12 protein-coding genes are annotated in these 15,568 nt (G+C 67.6%); 3 read left to right on the top strand and 9 right to left on the bottom strand.

Features of this window, described 5'->3' with window-relative positions; translation table 11 throughout:
- Positions 1–77 precede the first annotated feature (77 nt).
- The gene (gene grxD, locus PEM_RS14435; protein ID WP_005419209.1) at positions 78–1,004 is read right to left on the bottom strand and encodes a Grx4 family monothiol glutaredoxin; all 927 of its coding nucleotides are present in this window, start codon (positions 1,002–1,004) and stop codon (positions 78–80) included.
- Positions 1,005–1,063: 59 nt separating this feature from the next.
- Between grxD and PEM_RS14430 the strand changes: the two genes are divergently transcribed.
- Positions 1,064–1,843, top strand: coding sequence for a polysaccharide deacetylase family protein (locus tag PEM_RS14430; RefSeq protein ID WP_032954516.1), 780 nt, complete (start codon positions 1,064–1,066; stop codon positions 1,841–1,843).
- Between the two features lie 124 nt (positions 1,844–1,967).
- Here the strand turns inward: PEM_RS14430 and PEM_RS14425 are convergent, their stop codons facing one another.
- From PEM_RS14425 to PEM_RS14415, 3 genes are read right to left on the bottom strand one after another with little or no spacing between them, the layout of a single operon-like run.
- Positions 1,968–2,687, bottom strand: a complete 720-nt coding sequence (locus tag PEM_RS14425; RefSeq protein WP_005419203.1) for a methyltransferase domain-containing protein — start codon at positions 2,685–2,687, stop codon at positions 1,968–1,970.
- A 4-nt stretch (positions 2,688–2,691) separates the two neighbouring features.
- The gene (locus PEM_RS14420; RefSeq protein ID WP_111127547.1) at positions 2,692–3,309 is read right to left on the bottom strand and encodes an SGNH/GDSL hydrolase family protein; all 618 of its coding nucleotides are present in this window, start codon (positions 3,307–3,309) and stop codon (positions 2,692–2,694) included.
- Between the two features lie 3 nt (positions 3,310–3,312).
- Complete coding sequence (locus PEM_RS14415) at positions 3,313–4,587, bottom strand: pyridoxal phosphate-dependent aminotransferase (protein WP_111127545.1); 1,275 nt, start codon at positions 4,585–4,587, stop codon at positions 3,313–3,315.
- A gap of 114 nt (positions 4,588–4,701) precedes the next feature.
- Between PEM_RS14415 and rsgA the strand changes: the two genes are divergently transcribed.
- The gene (gene rsgA, locus PEM_RS14410) at positions 4,702–5,811 is read left to right on the top strand and encodes a ribosome small subunit-dependent GTPase A (protein WP_053501006.1); all 1,110 of its coding nucleotides are present in this window, start codon (positions 4,702–4,704) and stop codon (positions 5,809–5,811) included.
- A gap of 183 nt (positions 5,812–5,994) precedes the next feature.
- Positions 5,995–7,248, top strand: coding sequence for a flavohemoglobin expression-modulating QEGLA motif protein (locus PEM_RS14405; RefSeq protein WP_072167608.1), 1,254 nt, complete (start codon positions 5,995–5,997; stop codon positions 7,246–7,248).
- Between the two features lie 276 nt (positions 7,249–7,524).
- On the opposite strand, the gene PEM_RS14400 is transcribed toward PEM_RS14405, so the two are convergent.
- From PEM_RS14400 to PEM_RS14380, 5 genes are all read right to left on the bottom strand, one after another.
- A complete protein-coding gene (locus PEM_RS14400; RefSeq protein ID WP_005415154.1) occupies positions 7,525–8,943 on the bottom strand; it encodes a DEAD/DEAH box helicase in 1,419 nt (472 codons plus the stop codon).
- Positions 8,944–9,524: 581 nt separating this feature from the next.
- Complete coding sequence (locus PEM_RS14395; RefSeq protein WP_111129621.1) at positions 9,525–11,822, bottom strand: TonB-dependent receptor; 2,298 nt, start codon at positions 11,820–11,822, stop codon at positions 9,525–9,527.
- A gap of 201 nt (positions 11,823–12,023) precedes the next feature.
- Positions 12,024–12,764 (bottom strand): acetoacetyl-CoA reductase, encoded by a 741-nt coding sequence (gene phbB, locus PEM_RS14390; protein WP_005419193.1) that lies wholly within the window; start codon positions 12,762–12,764, stop codon positions 12,024–12,026.
- A gap of 24 nt (positions 12,765–12,788) precedes the next feature.
- Positions 12,789–14,117 carry a CitMHS family transporter gene (locus PEM_RS14385; protein ID WP_005419191.1) on the bottom strand — a complete coding sequence of 443 codons (1,329 nt, stop codon included), beginning with the start codon at positions 14,115–14,117 and terminating at the stop codon, positions 12,789–12,791.
- Between the two features lie 75 nt (positions 14,118–14,192).
- Positions 14,193–15,332 (bottom strand): porin, encoded by a 1,140-nt coding sequence (locus PEM_RS14380; protein WP_111129620.1) that lies wholly within the window; start codon positions 15,330–15,332, stop codon positions 14,193–14,195.
- Positions 15,333–15,568: the final 236 nt, after the last annotated feature.

Below are 15,568 nucleotides of genomic sequence, written 5' to 3'. Positions count from 1 at the left end.
TAATCCCCTCCGTCCCCTTTTTTTTCGGGGGCCAGATCCGCTTCCCGCAGGAAAGGGCGCTGACCCCGCGCCGTCAATCAGTACTTCGGCACGCCGTTGTCGACGTCTTCCGACCAGGCGTTGATGCCGCCGGTCACGTTGAACACCTTGGTGAAGCCCAGGGCGCGGAACTGCTCGGCGGCCTGCGCGCTGCGGCCACCGTGGTGGCACATGAAGGCCAGTGCGGTGTCCTTCGGCAGGGCTTCCAGCGCGGCGCGGCCGTTGCCGTCGAAGGTCTTGAACGGCACGCCCACGGCGGCGATCTCACGTTCGTCGGCCGGGCGCACGTCCACCAGGGTGATGTTGCCGGCACGCACCAGGTCGTCGGCATCGCGCACGCTGATTTCCTGCACCGGCTTGGGCGCGTTCGGATTGTCGATGGCCAGGCCCTTGCCGCGGATGTCGTCCACCCAGTCGATGGTGATGCCGTTGGCGCGACGGGCGCTGGCCAGGTCGAACTGCACGCGCAGGCCATTGGACTCGGCAGCGATGGCGCCTTCGTCGTGCGGGGCCAGCTGGAAGTTCGGCTGGAAACCGGCGTCGATGGACAGCTGCAGGGCCGCGCCCGGGGCATCGGCCAGCGCGCCCTTGAGCATTTCCACGGCGGCCGGGGTGACGGTGATGCTCGGCGGGGTACGGTCCGGTGCCGGCAGCCCCAGCACGCTGCTCAGCTCGCCGCTGGCGGCCATCTGCAGCACGATGTCGCTGCCGCCGACCAGTTCGCCGTCGATGTACAGCTGCGGGATGGTCGGCCAGTCGCCATAGGCCTTGATGCCTTCACGGATTTCCTGGTCGGCCAGCACGTTGACGTGGGCGAACTCGACGCCCAGGTCCTGCAGGGCGCCCACGGCCTTGGCCGAGAAACCGCACTGCGGCATCGACGGCTGGCCCTTCATGAACAGCACGACGCGGTTGGCGTTGAGGATGGATTCGATGCGCGAACGCAGGGCAGGATCGAGGGACATGGACGTCGGGGTTCCGGGAATTCGAACCATCAATTCTACCCCTCATGGCATCATGGGGGATGAGCAACGCAGGAACATTGCATCGCATCCCGACCCGGCCCTGGCGCTGGCTGCCCTGGCTGGTGGCGTCGCAGCTGCTGGTGATCCTGGTCTGGGCCCTGGCGGGCTGGCACTGGGGGCTGCCGCTGATGGTGGCCAGCCACGCACTGTTCATGGTGCCGGTGTTCCTGCCCAACAGTCGCTTCTATGCGCCGGTGCTGAGCCGGTTGCCGGATGTCGGCAACAGCGTCTGGTTGACCATTGATGACGGTCCTGGCCCGGAAACCCGTGCCGTGCTCGACCTGCTGGACCGCCACCAGGCCCATGCCACCTTTTTCCTGGTGGGCGAGCGCGCGCTGGCGCAGCCGGAGCTGGTGCAGGAGATCCTGCGTCGCGGCCACGACCTGGGCAACCACAGCCACAGCCACCCGCAGGCGCGCTTCTGGCGGCTGGGCCCGGCGGCGATGCGCGCCGAGATCGAGGGCTGCCAGCACGCGCTGCAGGCGGTAAGCGGTCGCCCGGTGCGCTGGTATCGCTCGGTGGTGGGCATGACCAATCCGTTCGTGGCGCCGGTACTGCAGCGGCTGGGCCTGGTCCGGGTCGGCTGGAGCGCGCGCGGCTTCGACGGCATCGGTTGCACGGCGCAGGGGGTGCTCGACCGCCTGCTGCCGGATCTGCGCCCGGGGGCCATCGTGCTGCTGCATGAGGGGGCCGCCCACGGCCACAACCTGGCGATCATCGAGGGCGTGCTGCAGGCACTGGACGAGCGCGGGCTGAAAGCGCGGCTGCCGGTCCCGTAACGCCGGCCCTGGTGATGTAGAGCAGCCGGGCATGGGCTCGGCTCTACAAGGGGGCGCTGCTGTAGCGCCCGAGCCGATGCTCGGGCGGCGGTGTGAAGCACCGGAAAAACGTCGCAGCGCGGCTCTACAGCGCGGGGCGTTCGGCCACCAGCAACCAGCTGTTGAATGGCGTGCGCCCATGCAGGGGACGCGGCGCCGTCACCTGCAATCCGGCCTCGGCCAGTGTCGCTTGCAGCACGTGCGGGTCGGGGTAGTGGCGCGGCCGCGTGCCCATCCAGCCGACCAGCCAGGCCAACCGGTCCGCCACCCGCGTGGTGCGGTCGCGACCATCGCCGGTGGCCAGCGGCGTGCGCAGCAGCAGGCGGCCGCCGGCGGCCACCCGCGCGCTGGCCGCACGCAGCAATGCCAGTTGTGGGCCCGCGTCCAGGTACTGCAGCACATCCAGCAACAGGACGTGTCCAGGCTGCGCCGGCAGTGGCGCCTGCACGTCCAGGCAGTCGAAGCGCACAGCGTGCAGGCCGGCGGCGGCACGCTGGGCACGGGTGATCTTGCCGGCATCCACGTCCACGCCGAGGTAGGGGTGGGTGCCGCTGCGCTGGCGCAGCACGTGGGCGAACAGGCCCAGCCCGCACCCCAGGTCCAGCAGGGGTTGCCCGTCGTCGGGCAGATGCTGCAGCACGCCGTCATACAGCGGGTCGCTGCCGAGCTTGCCGCGGGTGTAGTAGTAGTCGCGGCGGCTGCCCCAGGCCCGTGCCGGGCGGAACGCTTCGGCGATCGCGCGGGCCTGCGGGGCGGTCAGCGGTGTGCAGGGCAGGGGCGGGCCGTTCCGTGGCGTACCATCCATCGTGTCAGTCCGTGCCACCGAGCAGGTGTGCGGCGACCGGCAGCGCGCGCGCGCTCCACAGTGCGTACATCCGCGCCGACGGGTGCAGGCCGTCTTCGGCGATCATTGCCGGGTTGTCACTCTGCTCACGGCTGATGTCGGTGATGTCGACGAAGGCCACGTCCTGCTGGGTGCTGATCACCTCGGCCGCTGCGTTGAACTCGTCGGTCTCGATCTCGATGGTGGCCAGGTCGCGGCCGCTGCCGGCACCGAACGGCGTCGCGCCCCAGTCGGGGAAGGACAGCACCAGCACACGCCCGGGGCGGCCCCCGGCAAAGCCGATCGCCCGCTGCAGCAGGGCCTGGAACTGTACGCGGTACTCGTCCAGCGGACGGCCGCGGTACTGGTTGTTGACGCCGATCAGCAGGCTGACGAAATCGAACGGACCCTGGGGTGCGGCCGCATCGATGCCGGCGTCCAGCTCGTCGGTGGTCCAGCCGGTGGTGGCGATGGTCTGAGGGTCGGCCAGCGCCACCTCCTGCGCACGCAGGGCGGCGGCCAGCTGGTGCGGCCAGCGGCCTTCGACGGCAACGGCTTCTCCGACGGTGTACGAGTCGCCCAGCGCCAGGTAGGACAGCGCCACCGCTCAGGCCACCGAACGGCGCGGCTTCAGCGGCACGACCTTGGTCGCGTCCTCGGCACGCCGGGCCAGCACGCGGTCGATGCGGGCGAACACATCGCGCATCACCGAGGCTTCCGGCAACAGGGTCACGCGGAAATGATGGCGGTAGGGCACGTTGAAGCTGGAACCCGGTACCACCAGCACGCCTTCGTTGTTCATCAGGTCCAGCGCGAAGTTGTGGTCGTCAAAGCCCTTGGCAGCGGCACCGACCACGGCCGGGAACGCATACAGCGCACCGGCCGGCGCGACCAGCGACAGGTGCTCGCTGGCTTCGCAGGCGTCGATCACCGCACGGCGGGTTTCATACAGGCGGCCACCCGGGGTGCACAGTTCGGAGATGGTGTCCGGGCCGTTCACTGCGGCCTCGATGGCGTACTGGCCCGGTACGTTGGCGCACAGGCGCAGCGCGCCCAGCAGGTCCAGCGCGGCGCGGAAGTCGCCCAGGCGCGCGTCGTCGCCGCTGAGGTGGGCCCAGCCCACGCGCCAGCCGCAGGCACGGTGCACCTTGCTCAGGCCGCTGAAGGTCAGGCACGGATGGTCGCCGGCCAGCGGCGCGACCGGCTGGAACACCGCATCGTCGTACAGGATCTGGTCGTAGATCTCATCGACCAGCAACAGCAGGTTGTGGCGTCGTGCGATCTCGACCACGCGCTCCAGCAGTTCACGCGGGTAGCTGGCGCCGCTGGGGTTGTTCGGGTTGATCAGCACGATGGCGCGGGTGCGTGACGACACCAGTGTCTCGATCTCGCTCGGGTCCGGCTGGAAGCTGTTTTCGGCGGCGCAGCGGTAGTACACCGGTCGGCCATCGTTGAGGATGGTGGAGGCCGACCACAGCGGGTAGTCCGGCGACGGCACCAGCACCTCATCGCCCGGATTGAGCAGTGCGCGCAGCGACAGGTCGATCAGCTCGCTGACACCGTTGCCGACGAACACGCGGTCCGGGTGTGCATCCGGTGCGCCGCGGCGGGCGTAGTAATCGGCGATGGCTTCACGCGCCACCGGCAGGCCCTGCTGGTGGGTGTACGGGTCGGTGCGGCCCATGTCGTCGGCGATCGCGCGCTGCAGGTGCTCGGGTGCGCGGAAACCGAAGTTGCCCGGGTTGCCGATGTTGAGCTTGATCAGCTTGCGGCCCTGCGCCTCCAGCTCCCGCGCTCGCCGGGCCAGTTCTCCGCGGATCTCGTAGCGCACTTCGGAAAGGCGCTCGCGGATGGCCAGGGGCTTGGGCGAAAGGGTGGACATGGGGGCTGGGCCGTCAAAAGGCATGGGGATTCCATCCTACCGGAATTGCTGCAGTGCATGGCAACGGCTCCGCGCCTGCCATTGCTGGGCTGGCCGGGGGCCGTCACAGGTAGAATGGCGGCGATGACCCAGACCCCCGATTTCATCGCCCTGCAGACCATCGGCTGGCCCTGGCCGGGCCCGGCGCAGCAGGCCGACTGGCAGGCCATGATGGCTGCGCACCCGCAGGCCCGCCCGGCGCGGGTGATCGAGCAGCACCGGACCCATTACGTGGTGGCCGATGGCCCGGATGCGGCGATCAAAGCGGAGTCACTGCCGGAATGGCAGCGCCCGCGCTTCCCCAGCCACGAGCGGCCTGCAGTGGGCGACTGGGTGCTGCTGGACGGCATCCGCATCGTTGCGCTGCTGCCGCGTCGCACCGCGATCAAGCGTGGCGCGGCGGGCGAGCACTACCACCAGCAGGTGATCGCAGCGAACATCGATACGGTGTTCATCGTTTGTGGCCTGGATGCCGACTTCAATCCGCGCCGCATCGAGCGCTACCTGCTGCTGGTCGGCGGTGGCGGCGCCGAACCGGTGGTGGTGCTGACCAAGGCCGACCAGACCGAGTACAGCGAGGATGCGCTGGCGGTGCTGGAAGAACTGGAGATGCAGGGCATCGCGTTGCATGCGATCAACGGCCTGGATGCCGACAGTGTGGCGGTGCTGCAACCGTGGCTGGGCCCGGGCCGCACGGTGGTGCTGGTGGGCTCCTCCGGTGCCGGCAAATCCACGCTGACCAACACCCTGCTCGGCGAGCAGCGGATGAAGACCAACGCGGTGCGTGCCAACGATTCGCGCGGCCGCCACACCACCACCCATCGCGCGTTGATGCCGCTTCCGACCGGCGCCTGCCTGATCGACACCCCCGGCATGCGCGAGCTGAAACCGACCGGCGAAGAAACGCTGTCCGAAGGTGGCTTCGCCGACATCGAAGCGCTGGCCACGCAGTGCCGTTTCAACGACTGCAAGCACCAGCAGGAACCGGGCTGTGCTGTCCGCGCAGCGATCGACGCTGGCGAGATCGAAGAGAGCCGGCTGCTGAACTATTTCAAGCTGAAGGAAGAAGTGGCCGCCGCTGCCGCCAAGCTGGCGGTGCGCCAGGCCGAGACCGCGCAGGAACGTGGCGGCAGGAAGGGCAAGGGCCAGCAGTTCCGCCCGGCCGGAAAGCCGCGTAGGCGCTGATGGGTGTCGGGGTCGGATCCCATTGCCTCGCAATGGGCTCCGACCCCTGTATTGAACCCGCGTTTGCCTGCTTCGGGTGGGTGCCAACCTTGGTTGGCACGAATCTGTCCGCAGCCCGCCGTCGGCGCATGCCAACCAAGGTTGGCACCTACCAAAGCAAGGGCAGGGCGCTATAGTCCGCCCATGGAACCGACCGCGACGCTGGACCGTGAGGTGGCCCACCATGCAGCGCTCGATGCGCGCCTGGTCGAGGCCGTGGGAGGCATCCGCCTGCTGGGGCTGACCAGCTGGCCGGCCACGCTGCAGGCACCGTTCCTGGACAGCGTGGCACGTGGCCAGCCGGTGCTGCCGAAGGTGGATTACCCACGGCTGGACTTCAGCGAAGAACGTCGCGCGCTGGCTGTGATCGCCGCTGACTGCGATGACAGCCATCCGCTGGGCCACTACGTGCGGCAGTCGGCACAGAGCTGGGACCTGGCCGCGCAGCTGCTTGAGGGGCTGGGCACTGCCGCCGTCGATACCTGTTCGGTGCAGCTGTTCGGCGCGCCCGAGCAGCCGTTGCCAGGCAATGGCCCGAGCACGCGCGAAGCGGCGCGTCACTTCATCCAGATTGCTGCCGAACTCGATCACGAACTGCTGGCGCCGGAAGAGCAGGTGCCGGTCTCGGCCATTGCCCTGCAGCTGCAGCTGCAGAATGACCTGGATGCGTTCTTCGAATCGCGCATCATCCAGGTGCAGCTCGATCCAGAGCTGGTGTCCAAGGCCGCTGCCGGACCGACCCGCATCCGCCTGCGCACCAGTGCGCGCTTCAGTGCCTACGACCGCGCGCAGCTGTTCCACCACGAAGCTCTGGTGCATTCGCTGACCGCCTTGAATGGCCGCGAACAACCGGTGCTGCCCAGCCTGGCGTTGTCCTCGCCGCGGGTGACGGCCACCCAGGAAGGGCTGGCTACCTTCGCCGAACAGATCACCGGCAGCATCGACATCGAACGCCTGAAGCGAATCAGTCTGCGCACTGAAGCGATCGCGATGGCCCGCGAAGGCGCCGACTTCATCGAGGTGTTCCGCTACTTCTGCGATGCCGGGCAGAACGCCGAAGAGAGCTTTGCGTCGGCACAGCGCGTGTTCCGTGGGGTGCCGCCGAGTGGCGGCCTGGCCTTCACCAAGGACACGGTGTACCTGCGCGGCCTGGTGTCGGTGCATACCTTCTTCCGCCACATGCTGGCCGAGGACCGCCTGCAGGTCTGCCGCTGGTTGTTCGCCGGCAAGATGAGCCTGGCCGATGCGATCGCGTTCGCACCGTTGTTCGAGGCGGGGGTGCTGAAGCCACCGCGCTGGCTGCCGCATTGGGTGAGCCGGGCGAATGGGCTGGCCGGCATGCTGGCGTTTTCGCTGTTTGCCAACCGGATACGGATGGACCAGCTGGCGCCGGAATGAAATGCGTTGGCGGGATGATGCGCTGGCGCCTCGATTGATATCGCTGGGCGGCGGTGGCGCACCCTGGCCAGGACCGTGAGGCGCATGGATGCGCCGATCGAGCCCCCATGGATGGGTTTACGGCGTGTTTTGCACCCACTGCGCCCTGCGCCGCCCCAAGCCAAACCATCCGCGTGCTTTCAGCCACGGTAGCCAGCAAAAAAAAAGGACGGCGCGTCAGCGCCGTCCCTCGATAGCCCCCCGCGCAGCGGGAAGCACCCTCCCTGGCAGCTGGGATCAGCCGGCGCGACCGCCGCCGCCGCCCTGGCCGCGGCCACGGCCGCCACCATTACCGCCACCGCCACGACGCTGGCCCTGACCGGCGCCTGCACCCGCACGTTGCTGGCCGTTGCCACCGCCCTCGCGACGGCCACCACCGGCCTTCTTCGGGCCGGCATGCGCATGGCGCGGTGCATCACCGTGCGGACGGCGTGCGTGGCTCTTGCGCGGTGCGCGCTCGCCGGTATCGTGCTCGGCCTTGCCCGGCGCACTGTTGCCCCAGCGGATCGGAACCTGCAGTTCGAAGCCCGGCACATCGCGGATGTCCATGTCGCGGCCCAGCAGGCGCACGATCGCGCGCAGCAGCTTCACTTCATCCTGCGCCACCAGCGAAATCGCCTGGCCGGTCGCGCCGTTGCGGCCGGTACGACCGATGCGGTGCACGTAGTCCTCGGCCACCATCGGCAGGTCGAAGTTGATCACCTTCGGCAGCTCGTTGATGTCGATGCCGCGCGCAGCGATGTCGGTGGCCACCAGCACGGTCACGCGGCCGGCCTTGAAGTCGCCCAGCGCACGCAGGCGCTGGCCCTGGCTCTTGTTGCCATGGATCGCCGCGGTCTTGATGCCTGACTTTTCCAGGAACGTGGCCAGCTTGTCGCTGCCGTGCTTGGTGCGTGCGAACACCAGGGTCTGCTCGCGGCTGTCCTGCGCCAGCAGGTGCAGCAGCAGGTCGCGCTTGCGGCCGGCATCGACCGGATGCACGCGATGGGTGATGGTTTCGGCCACGGTGTTCTTCGGCGTCACCTGGATCTGTTCCGGGTTGCGCATGAACTCCAGCGCCAGCTGGCGGATGTTGTCCTCGAAGGTGGCCGAGAACAGCAGCGTCTGGCGGTTCTGCTTCGGCAGCTTGGCCAGGATGCGCTTGATCGACGGCAGGAAGCCCATGTCGAGCATGCGGTCGGCTTCGTCCAGCACCAGCAGTTCAATGCCGGACAGGTCGACACTGCGACGTTCCAGATGGTCGATCAGGCGGCCCGGGCAGGCCACCAGCAGGTCCACGCCACGGCGCAGGATGTCCAGCTGGTTGCCCATGCCGACACCGCCGTAGATGCAGGCGCTGGGAATGCGCAGATACTTGCTGTAGCCGCGCAGACTGTCATGCACCTGGGTGGCCAGTTCGCGGGTCGGGGCCAGGATCAGCGCACGCGGCTTGCGCGGGCCGGCACGCACCTCCTGCGAGGCGGTGCCCAGGTGCTGCAGCAACGGCAGGCCGAACGCAGCAGTCTTGCCGGTACCGGTCTGTGCGCCGGCCAGCAGGTCGCGACCGGCCAGCGCCAGCGGGATCGCCTGCTGCTGGATCGGGGTCGGGGTTTCGTAGCCCTGCTCGGCAAGCGCACGCAGCAGGAAGGGCGCCAGGCCCAGCGATTCAAAAGACATTGAGATTGCTCCAGGTACAAGAAACGCCTGTCCGAGCGGACAGACGGGGGCAGATCAAAGTGATCGGCTGACTCGGAGCGTTCCCGTGAACCGCGCTGCGAGAAGTTGGGTGCAGCCGGCACGAAGCGCAGGCTGGAATGCGTGACGAACGGCGTCGGAGTGGGGGCGGGCGAAGAGGGCGGACCCTGGTCGCCGGCGATCCCGGAGGGAAACGGACGGCCGCTGCAGACCTGCCTAGTCTAACCGATGGCTGAGACCTCGCGCAAAAAGCCCCGTTCAGGTAAGGGGTTCTCTCTGCAGGGCTGCGCCCTGCACCCGCAGAGGCCAAAGCGACGTCAACGTCAAAAGCGGGTTCCTGAGGGATGGCGGGGTGGGTCCGGTGGCGGGAGACGCCGTAAACCCGTCCATGGGGGCTTGGCCGCGGCATCCATGCCGCGGACACTCCCGCCACCGCAGGACCGTTGGCGCCATGGATGGCGCCATCGAGCCCCCATGGATGGGTTTACGGCGTGTCCTGCGCCGGCCCATCCGGCCGCTGCCCCGCAGCGGTAATCAAGACGCCGCGGGGCAACGCTTTCGATTTAGAACTCCGCCGCCACCGTCATGAACAGCTGCCGCGGTGCGCTCGCATGGATCGCATAGCGCGTGCCCTTCGGATCGGTCGGTGCGAACGAGCTCAGCTGGCCGGCGTAGCGCTTGTTGGTCAGGTTGGTCGCATTCAACGACACCCGAACGTTGCGCAGGCCCAGGCCCGGGCCGAAGTCGTAGCCTGCACCGGCGTCGAAGGTGGTCACGCCCGGCACCGACTGGTCGTTGGTGTAGGTGTAGTAGCGCTTGCCGGTGTACTTGGCACGCAGGCTGGCGAAGAAGCCATCGCGGTTCCAGCTGATCTCGCTGGAGGCCATGCGCTGCGGCGTATCCACCGTGATCTTGCCGGCCACCGGCACGATCGCGCCGCCCGAGGTGTAGTCATCCTCGTAGGTGGTCTTGTTCCAGGACAGCGCGTTGTACCACTGCAGGCCGTCGATCGGCTTGAGGATGAAGGTCAGTTCCGCGCCGTGGCTCTTCACCGAACCGACATTGATGAAGCGCGTTACGCACTCCGGACGCGTGCCGACTTCGATGCTGGAACACGGGTTCAGCGACAGCAGGCGGTTGTCGAACTTCACGTTGTAGGCCGCGATCGAGGCCTGGTACTTCTCGCCGAAGGTACGGAAGCCGGCTTCCAGGCTCTTGGACTTCTCCGGCTCCAGGCCGGCGCTGGCTGCGAACGATTCCGGCGACACCTGCAACGGGCCACCGCTGCCGCCACCGACGAAGGCGGCGATGTTCTCGGCGTACGAGGCGAACAGTTCATTGTTGGCGTTGAGCTTGAAGCCCAGGCCCACCTGCGGCAGCACCGACTTCTTGGCGGTCAGCGTGCCCGAAGCGATGCTGGTTTCCACGCCCGGCTGGGCGGTGGCGCGCATGCGGGTGTTCGGGCTCTTGATGCCCACGTCCACGGTCAGGCGCTGGTCGAGGAAGCGCATGCGGTCCTGCACGTAGAACTGGCGCGTGCGGATGTCGAAATCCTGGTTGAACAGCAGGCGGTCCGGGTTCTTCAGGTACAGGTCGTCCAGGAACGGGCCGCTGATGTAGTAGAAGTTGCGCGACACGTTATGGTCGTTCTGCTCGTACCACAGGCCGGCCTCCAGTTCGTGGATGCCCACCGTCCACGACAGCGCGGCGGTCACACCATCGCGGTTGATCGTGTAGTTGGTGCTGCGGATCGAAATCGGCAGCATCCTGTCGGTGCCCGGGTAGGACGGCTGGCCCGGTGCCCACCAGTGGCCCTGGCCACGGTTGTCGTGGTGGTAGGCCAGCAACTTCAGGCGACCCTGCTCGCCCAGGCGCAGGTCGGCATCGACCGAATAGAGGTTGTCGTCGCGAAGTGCACGGCTCTGGTAGTACGCATCGTCGATGCTGTTGACGCCGCCGCTGAACCTGCAGCGCGCCTTGTTGTAGGTGCCCGGCGCGCAGTACGCAGCAGCGACGGCGCGGTCCCAGTCCGGTGCGTAGATGTTCCAGTCATAGCCCAGGCCGCGGGCCAGCATGTCCTTGGACAGGTAGGCGTAGTTGGCCTGGCTGGCGCGCGAGGTCGCCACGAACGCGCCGAAACGGTGGTCGCCGATATTCCACACGGCCTTGGCGTTGAACTGGCGGGTGGTCTGGTTCTGGTACGGCGCGGCCCACATGTCCTGGTCCTGGTGCACGCCGGACACATAGGCCGAGAAGCCGTTGAGGTCGCCGGTGTCCACGCGCAGGTAGCCACGGCGCTGGTTGTTGTCGCCGACGGTGACGCTGGCGCGGCCACCGAATTCAGCGGACGGGTCCATCGAGAAATACTGGATGGTGCCGCCCAGGTTGCTGGTCGAAGCCACGCCCAGCGAACCGATGCCCTGCGACAGCTCGGCACCGGCCAGGTTCTCGGCAATGATCGCGCGGGCGATGCTCAGGCCGTTGTAGTTGCCGTAGCTGTTGTCACCCAGCGGAATGCCGTCCAGCGTGTAGCCGAGGCGGCTCTTGTCGAAGCCACGCAGGCTGATGGTCTGCGATTCCTCATTGGCACCGAAGGCATCGTTGGACTGCACCGACACGCCCGGCAGGCGGTCGAGGATCTTCTGGCCACTGGTACCCGGCGGCAGCACCTGCTTGTCGACGGTGGTGATGCGCTGCACCTGGCGGGTCTCGCCCTGGCCGATCACGGAGACGGTGTCCAGCGTCTGCGCGCTCAGCGCGGCATCGGTGCTGGCGCCGGTATCGGCGGCGGTGGCGGCATGGGCGCTGGCGGCGGCGGAGAGCGCGATCGCAACGGCGATCGTCAGGTGTCGGGTCTGCATGGTGGTCCGTTGCATGGGGGGTGGTCACCGGCACGCGTGCGCGGTGCATGGCCACTATGCGAACGGAACATGAAACCTTCTTTACGAAAAACCAACGAACGACGCAGGCCCCCGTGCGTGTCCTGCTACCCGATAGAAAAGGGGCCGGATCCCCCTCGCGAACGACGGTTCACCGGCCCCGCGCACTCCGTGGGGGAGGGCTCAACCCATGTACAGGCCACCGTTGACCGGATAGTCGGCACCGGTCACGTACGAGGCTTCATCCGAGGCCAGCCACGCGCACAGGCCGGCCACTTCCTCGGGGCGGCCGAGGCGGCGCACCGGCACCGATGCGGCCAGCCGATCCAGTACATCCGGCGGGAAGCTGCTGATCGCCTGGCTGGCGATGTAACCCGGCGACAGCGTGTTGACGGTAACGCCGCGCGAGGCCACTTCGGCGGCCAGTGCACGGCTGAAACCGTGCATCGCGGCCTTGGCGGTGGCGTAGTTCACCTGGCCGATCTGGCCCTTGTGGGCGCTGACCGAACCGATGTTGATGATGCGGCCCCAGCCACGCGTGGCCATGCCATCGACCACCTGCTTGGTCAGGTTGAACAGCGCATTGAGGTTGGAGGCGATCACCGCATTCCAGTCTTCCACCGTCATCTGCCGGAACAGCAGGTCGCGGCTGCCGCCGGAGTTGTTGACCAGCACGTCCACTTCACCGACTTCTGCGCGGACCTTGGCGAACGCGGCGCTGGTCGAGGCCCAGTCGGTGGCGTTGCCTTCGGAGGCGATGAAGTCGAAGCCCTGTTCGCGCTGCTCGCGCAGCCAGTTGGCCTTGCGCGGCGAGTTCGGCGCGCAGCCGGCAACCACGGTGTGGCCGCTGCGGGCCAGGCTCTGGCAGATGGCAGTGCCGACACTGCCCATTCCACTGGTGACGTAAGCGATTCGAAGCGTCATTGCAGAAGGCTCCTTGGCAAAGGGTCAGGCGGCGAGGGGGTAAAGGCCGAACAGCAGGCTGCCGATCATCAGCAGCATCGAGATGGCGATGGCCCACTTCAGGGTGAACTTCTGGTGGTCGGCGAATTCGACCTTGGCCAGACCCACCAGCAGGTAGGTGGAGGGCACCAGCGGGCTGAGCAGGTGCACCGGCTGGCCGGCCAGCGAGGCGCGCGCCATTTCCACCGGGGTGATGCCGTAGTTGCCGGCGGCTTCGGACAGGATCGGCAGCACGCCGAAGTAGAACGCGTCGTTGGACATGAAGAAGGTGAACGGCATCGACGCCACGGCGGTGATCACCGCCAGGTACGGGCCCCACGACTCCGGAATCACCGCCAGAAAGCTGTGCGACATCGCTTCGACCATGCCGGTGTTGTTGAGGATGCCGGTGAAGATGCCCGCAGCGAAGATCAGCGACACCACCGACAGCACGTTGCCGGCATGGTTGACCACGCGGCGGCGCTGTTCGGCCAGGTTCGGGTAGTTGATCACCAGTGCGATGGCGAAGCCGACCATGAACAGCACCGGCATCGGCAGCACGCCGATGATCAGCGCGGTCATCAGCGCCACGGTCAGGGCCAGGTTGACCCACAGCAGCTTCGGACGCTTGATGTCCTCGGCGTCTTCCACGGTCGGCAGCGGATTGCTGTCATCGGACACGCTGTTGTCCATCCAGCTGCCGCCCTTGGGCAGGGTCACCACGCCGAGGCGACGGCGTTCCTTCAGGCCCAGGTACCAGGCCAGCAGCAGCACGCCGGCACAGGCGATCACCATCGACGGGATCAGCGGCACGAACACATCGGCCGGGTCCACGTGCAGCGCGGTGGCCGCGCGTGCGGTCGGGCCGCCCCACGGGGTCAGGTTCATCACGCCGCCGGCCAGGATGGTCACGCAGGTCATGTTCAGCGCGTTCATGCCGAGGCGCTGGTACAGCGGCAGCATCGCCGAGACGGTGATCATGTAGGTGGTCGAACCGTCGCCATCGAGCGAGATCAGCATCGCCAGCACCGCAGTGCCAAGCACGATCTTCATCGGGTCGCCCTTGACGAAGCGCAGGATCACCCTTACGAGCGGATCGAACAGGCCGGCGTCGATCATCACCCCGAAGTAGAGGATGGCGAACATCAGCATCACGCCGGTCGGCGCGATCTTCTTGATGCCCTCCAGCATCATCTCGTCGATGCCGGCACCGAAGCCGCCGATCAGCGCGAACAGGATGGGAATGGTGATCAGGGCCACCAGCGGCGACAACCGCTTGCTCATGATCAAGTACATGAATGTAATGACCATGCCAAAGCCGAGGATGCTCAGCATCATCTGCGGACTCCTTGCGAAAACAGGATGTGGGGGAGTGGAAGGGGGCCGGGTGGTTTGCCCGGCACAGCTGGCTTAGAAGTCGTACTGCAGGCGGCCGGTGACCGCGCGCGTGCGGTCCACCGTGACCCCGGCCAGGCGGTCGCGGTTGCGGCTTTCGATCACGTTGAGCATGAAGCGCAGGTTGTCGCGCAGGTACCAGTTGCCACCCAGCGTCCAGGCTTCGGTGCTGCCACGGCGCAGGTCCGGCGCGCCATCGAGGTGCTGCGCGCCCCACATCTGGTCGTAACGCAGCGCTACTTCGAAGGCCCCAGCCTTGTGGCGGATGTCCTTGACCCGTGCGAAGCGGCCGGTCTTGCGGTCGTAGGCACGGCTTTCGCCGGTGACGAACCAGCTGAGCATGGCGTAGGCCGCCATCACGTCGCCGCGTTGGGCGCCATCATCGAAGGTGGCGCCACTGAACTCGCCCTGCCATGACAGCGGGCCGCGCACCTGCGCGTATTCCAGCGACCACTTGTTGACGTCGGTATCGCGGCCGGCGGAGAAGTCGACCAGGGTCAGGCGGCTGTTGTCGGACAGGTGGCCGGCCGGGCGCGGACGGATGCGCAGGCCGGGCACGCCGTTGGCACCCGGGTTGTCGTAGGCCTCGCGGGCCAGCGACAGCCCCAGGTGCAGCACGTCACCGTCGCTGGGCGTGGGTGCCCAGGTGACGCGACCACCCGCCGCGCGGCCCTTCACCTGCCAGGCGTCGATGCTCTCCAGGCTGTAGAGGCTGGCCGCCCAGGTGAAATCCCCCGGGTTGGCCTGCCAGGACGCACCCAGCCGGTACAGCGGCGCCAGCGTGGTGCCGGCGTTGCCGCGCTCCAGGAAGCTGCCGTAGTTGGAGCTGGTACGGTCATCCAGCGAGAAGTACTGCTTGAACTGGCCGACGGTCAGCTTGCCGGCCTCGCCGAAGCTGCGTGCCAGGTAGACATCCTTGGCCTCGACGCGGTCGCCGGAGAAGTCGGCTTCCAGCTTGTAGTCGACCACGAAGAATTTGCCGGACACGTCCAGCCAGGCGCGACGGATCTCGGTGTCGTCCTTGTTCGGGGTGCCGCGGTTGTCGTTGTCGAAGGTGGCGAAGTCCAGGTGCAGGCGGCCACCGAGGGTGGCGGTGACCGGGCGGTTGTCTTCGGCAGCGAAGGCCGGCGCCGACAGGGCAGCCAGCGCCATCATGGCGGCAGGACGCCGCCAGGCAAACGTGAATTCCACAAACCCTCCCAGGTGCGCGCCAGGCGCGCGGCAATCGTGGGCACCGGACGGTGCGCGGCCGCAGTCTGGGTCGGGCAAGCTGTCATCGTCCTGTCAGCGGTTTGTGCGGTGCAGCGAAAAGCGTGTCGCCGATCTCGCCGTGCCGTGCCCAGCAAGCGCGGCGGCGGCATGCGGTAGCATTCGGTTCCCCTCCCACCCGT

Source organism: Stenotrophomonas sp. Pemsol (assembly GCF_003586545.1).
In the GTDB taxonomy this organism is placed as follows: domain Bacteria; phylum Pseudomonadota; class Gammaproteobacteria; order Xanthomonadales; family Xanthomonadaceae; genus Stenotrophomonas; species Stenotrophomonas sepilia.
This window is presented reverse-complemented; position numbering and strand designations above follow the sequence as displayed.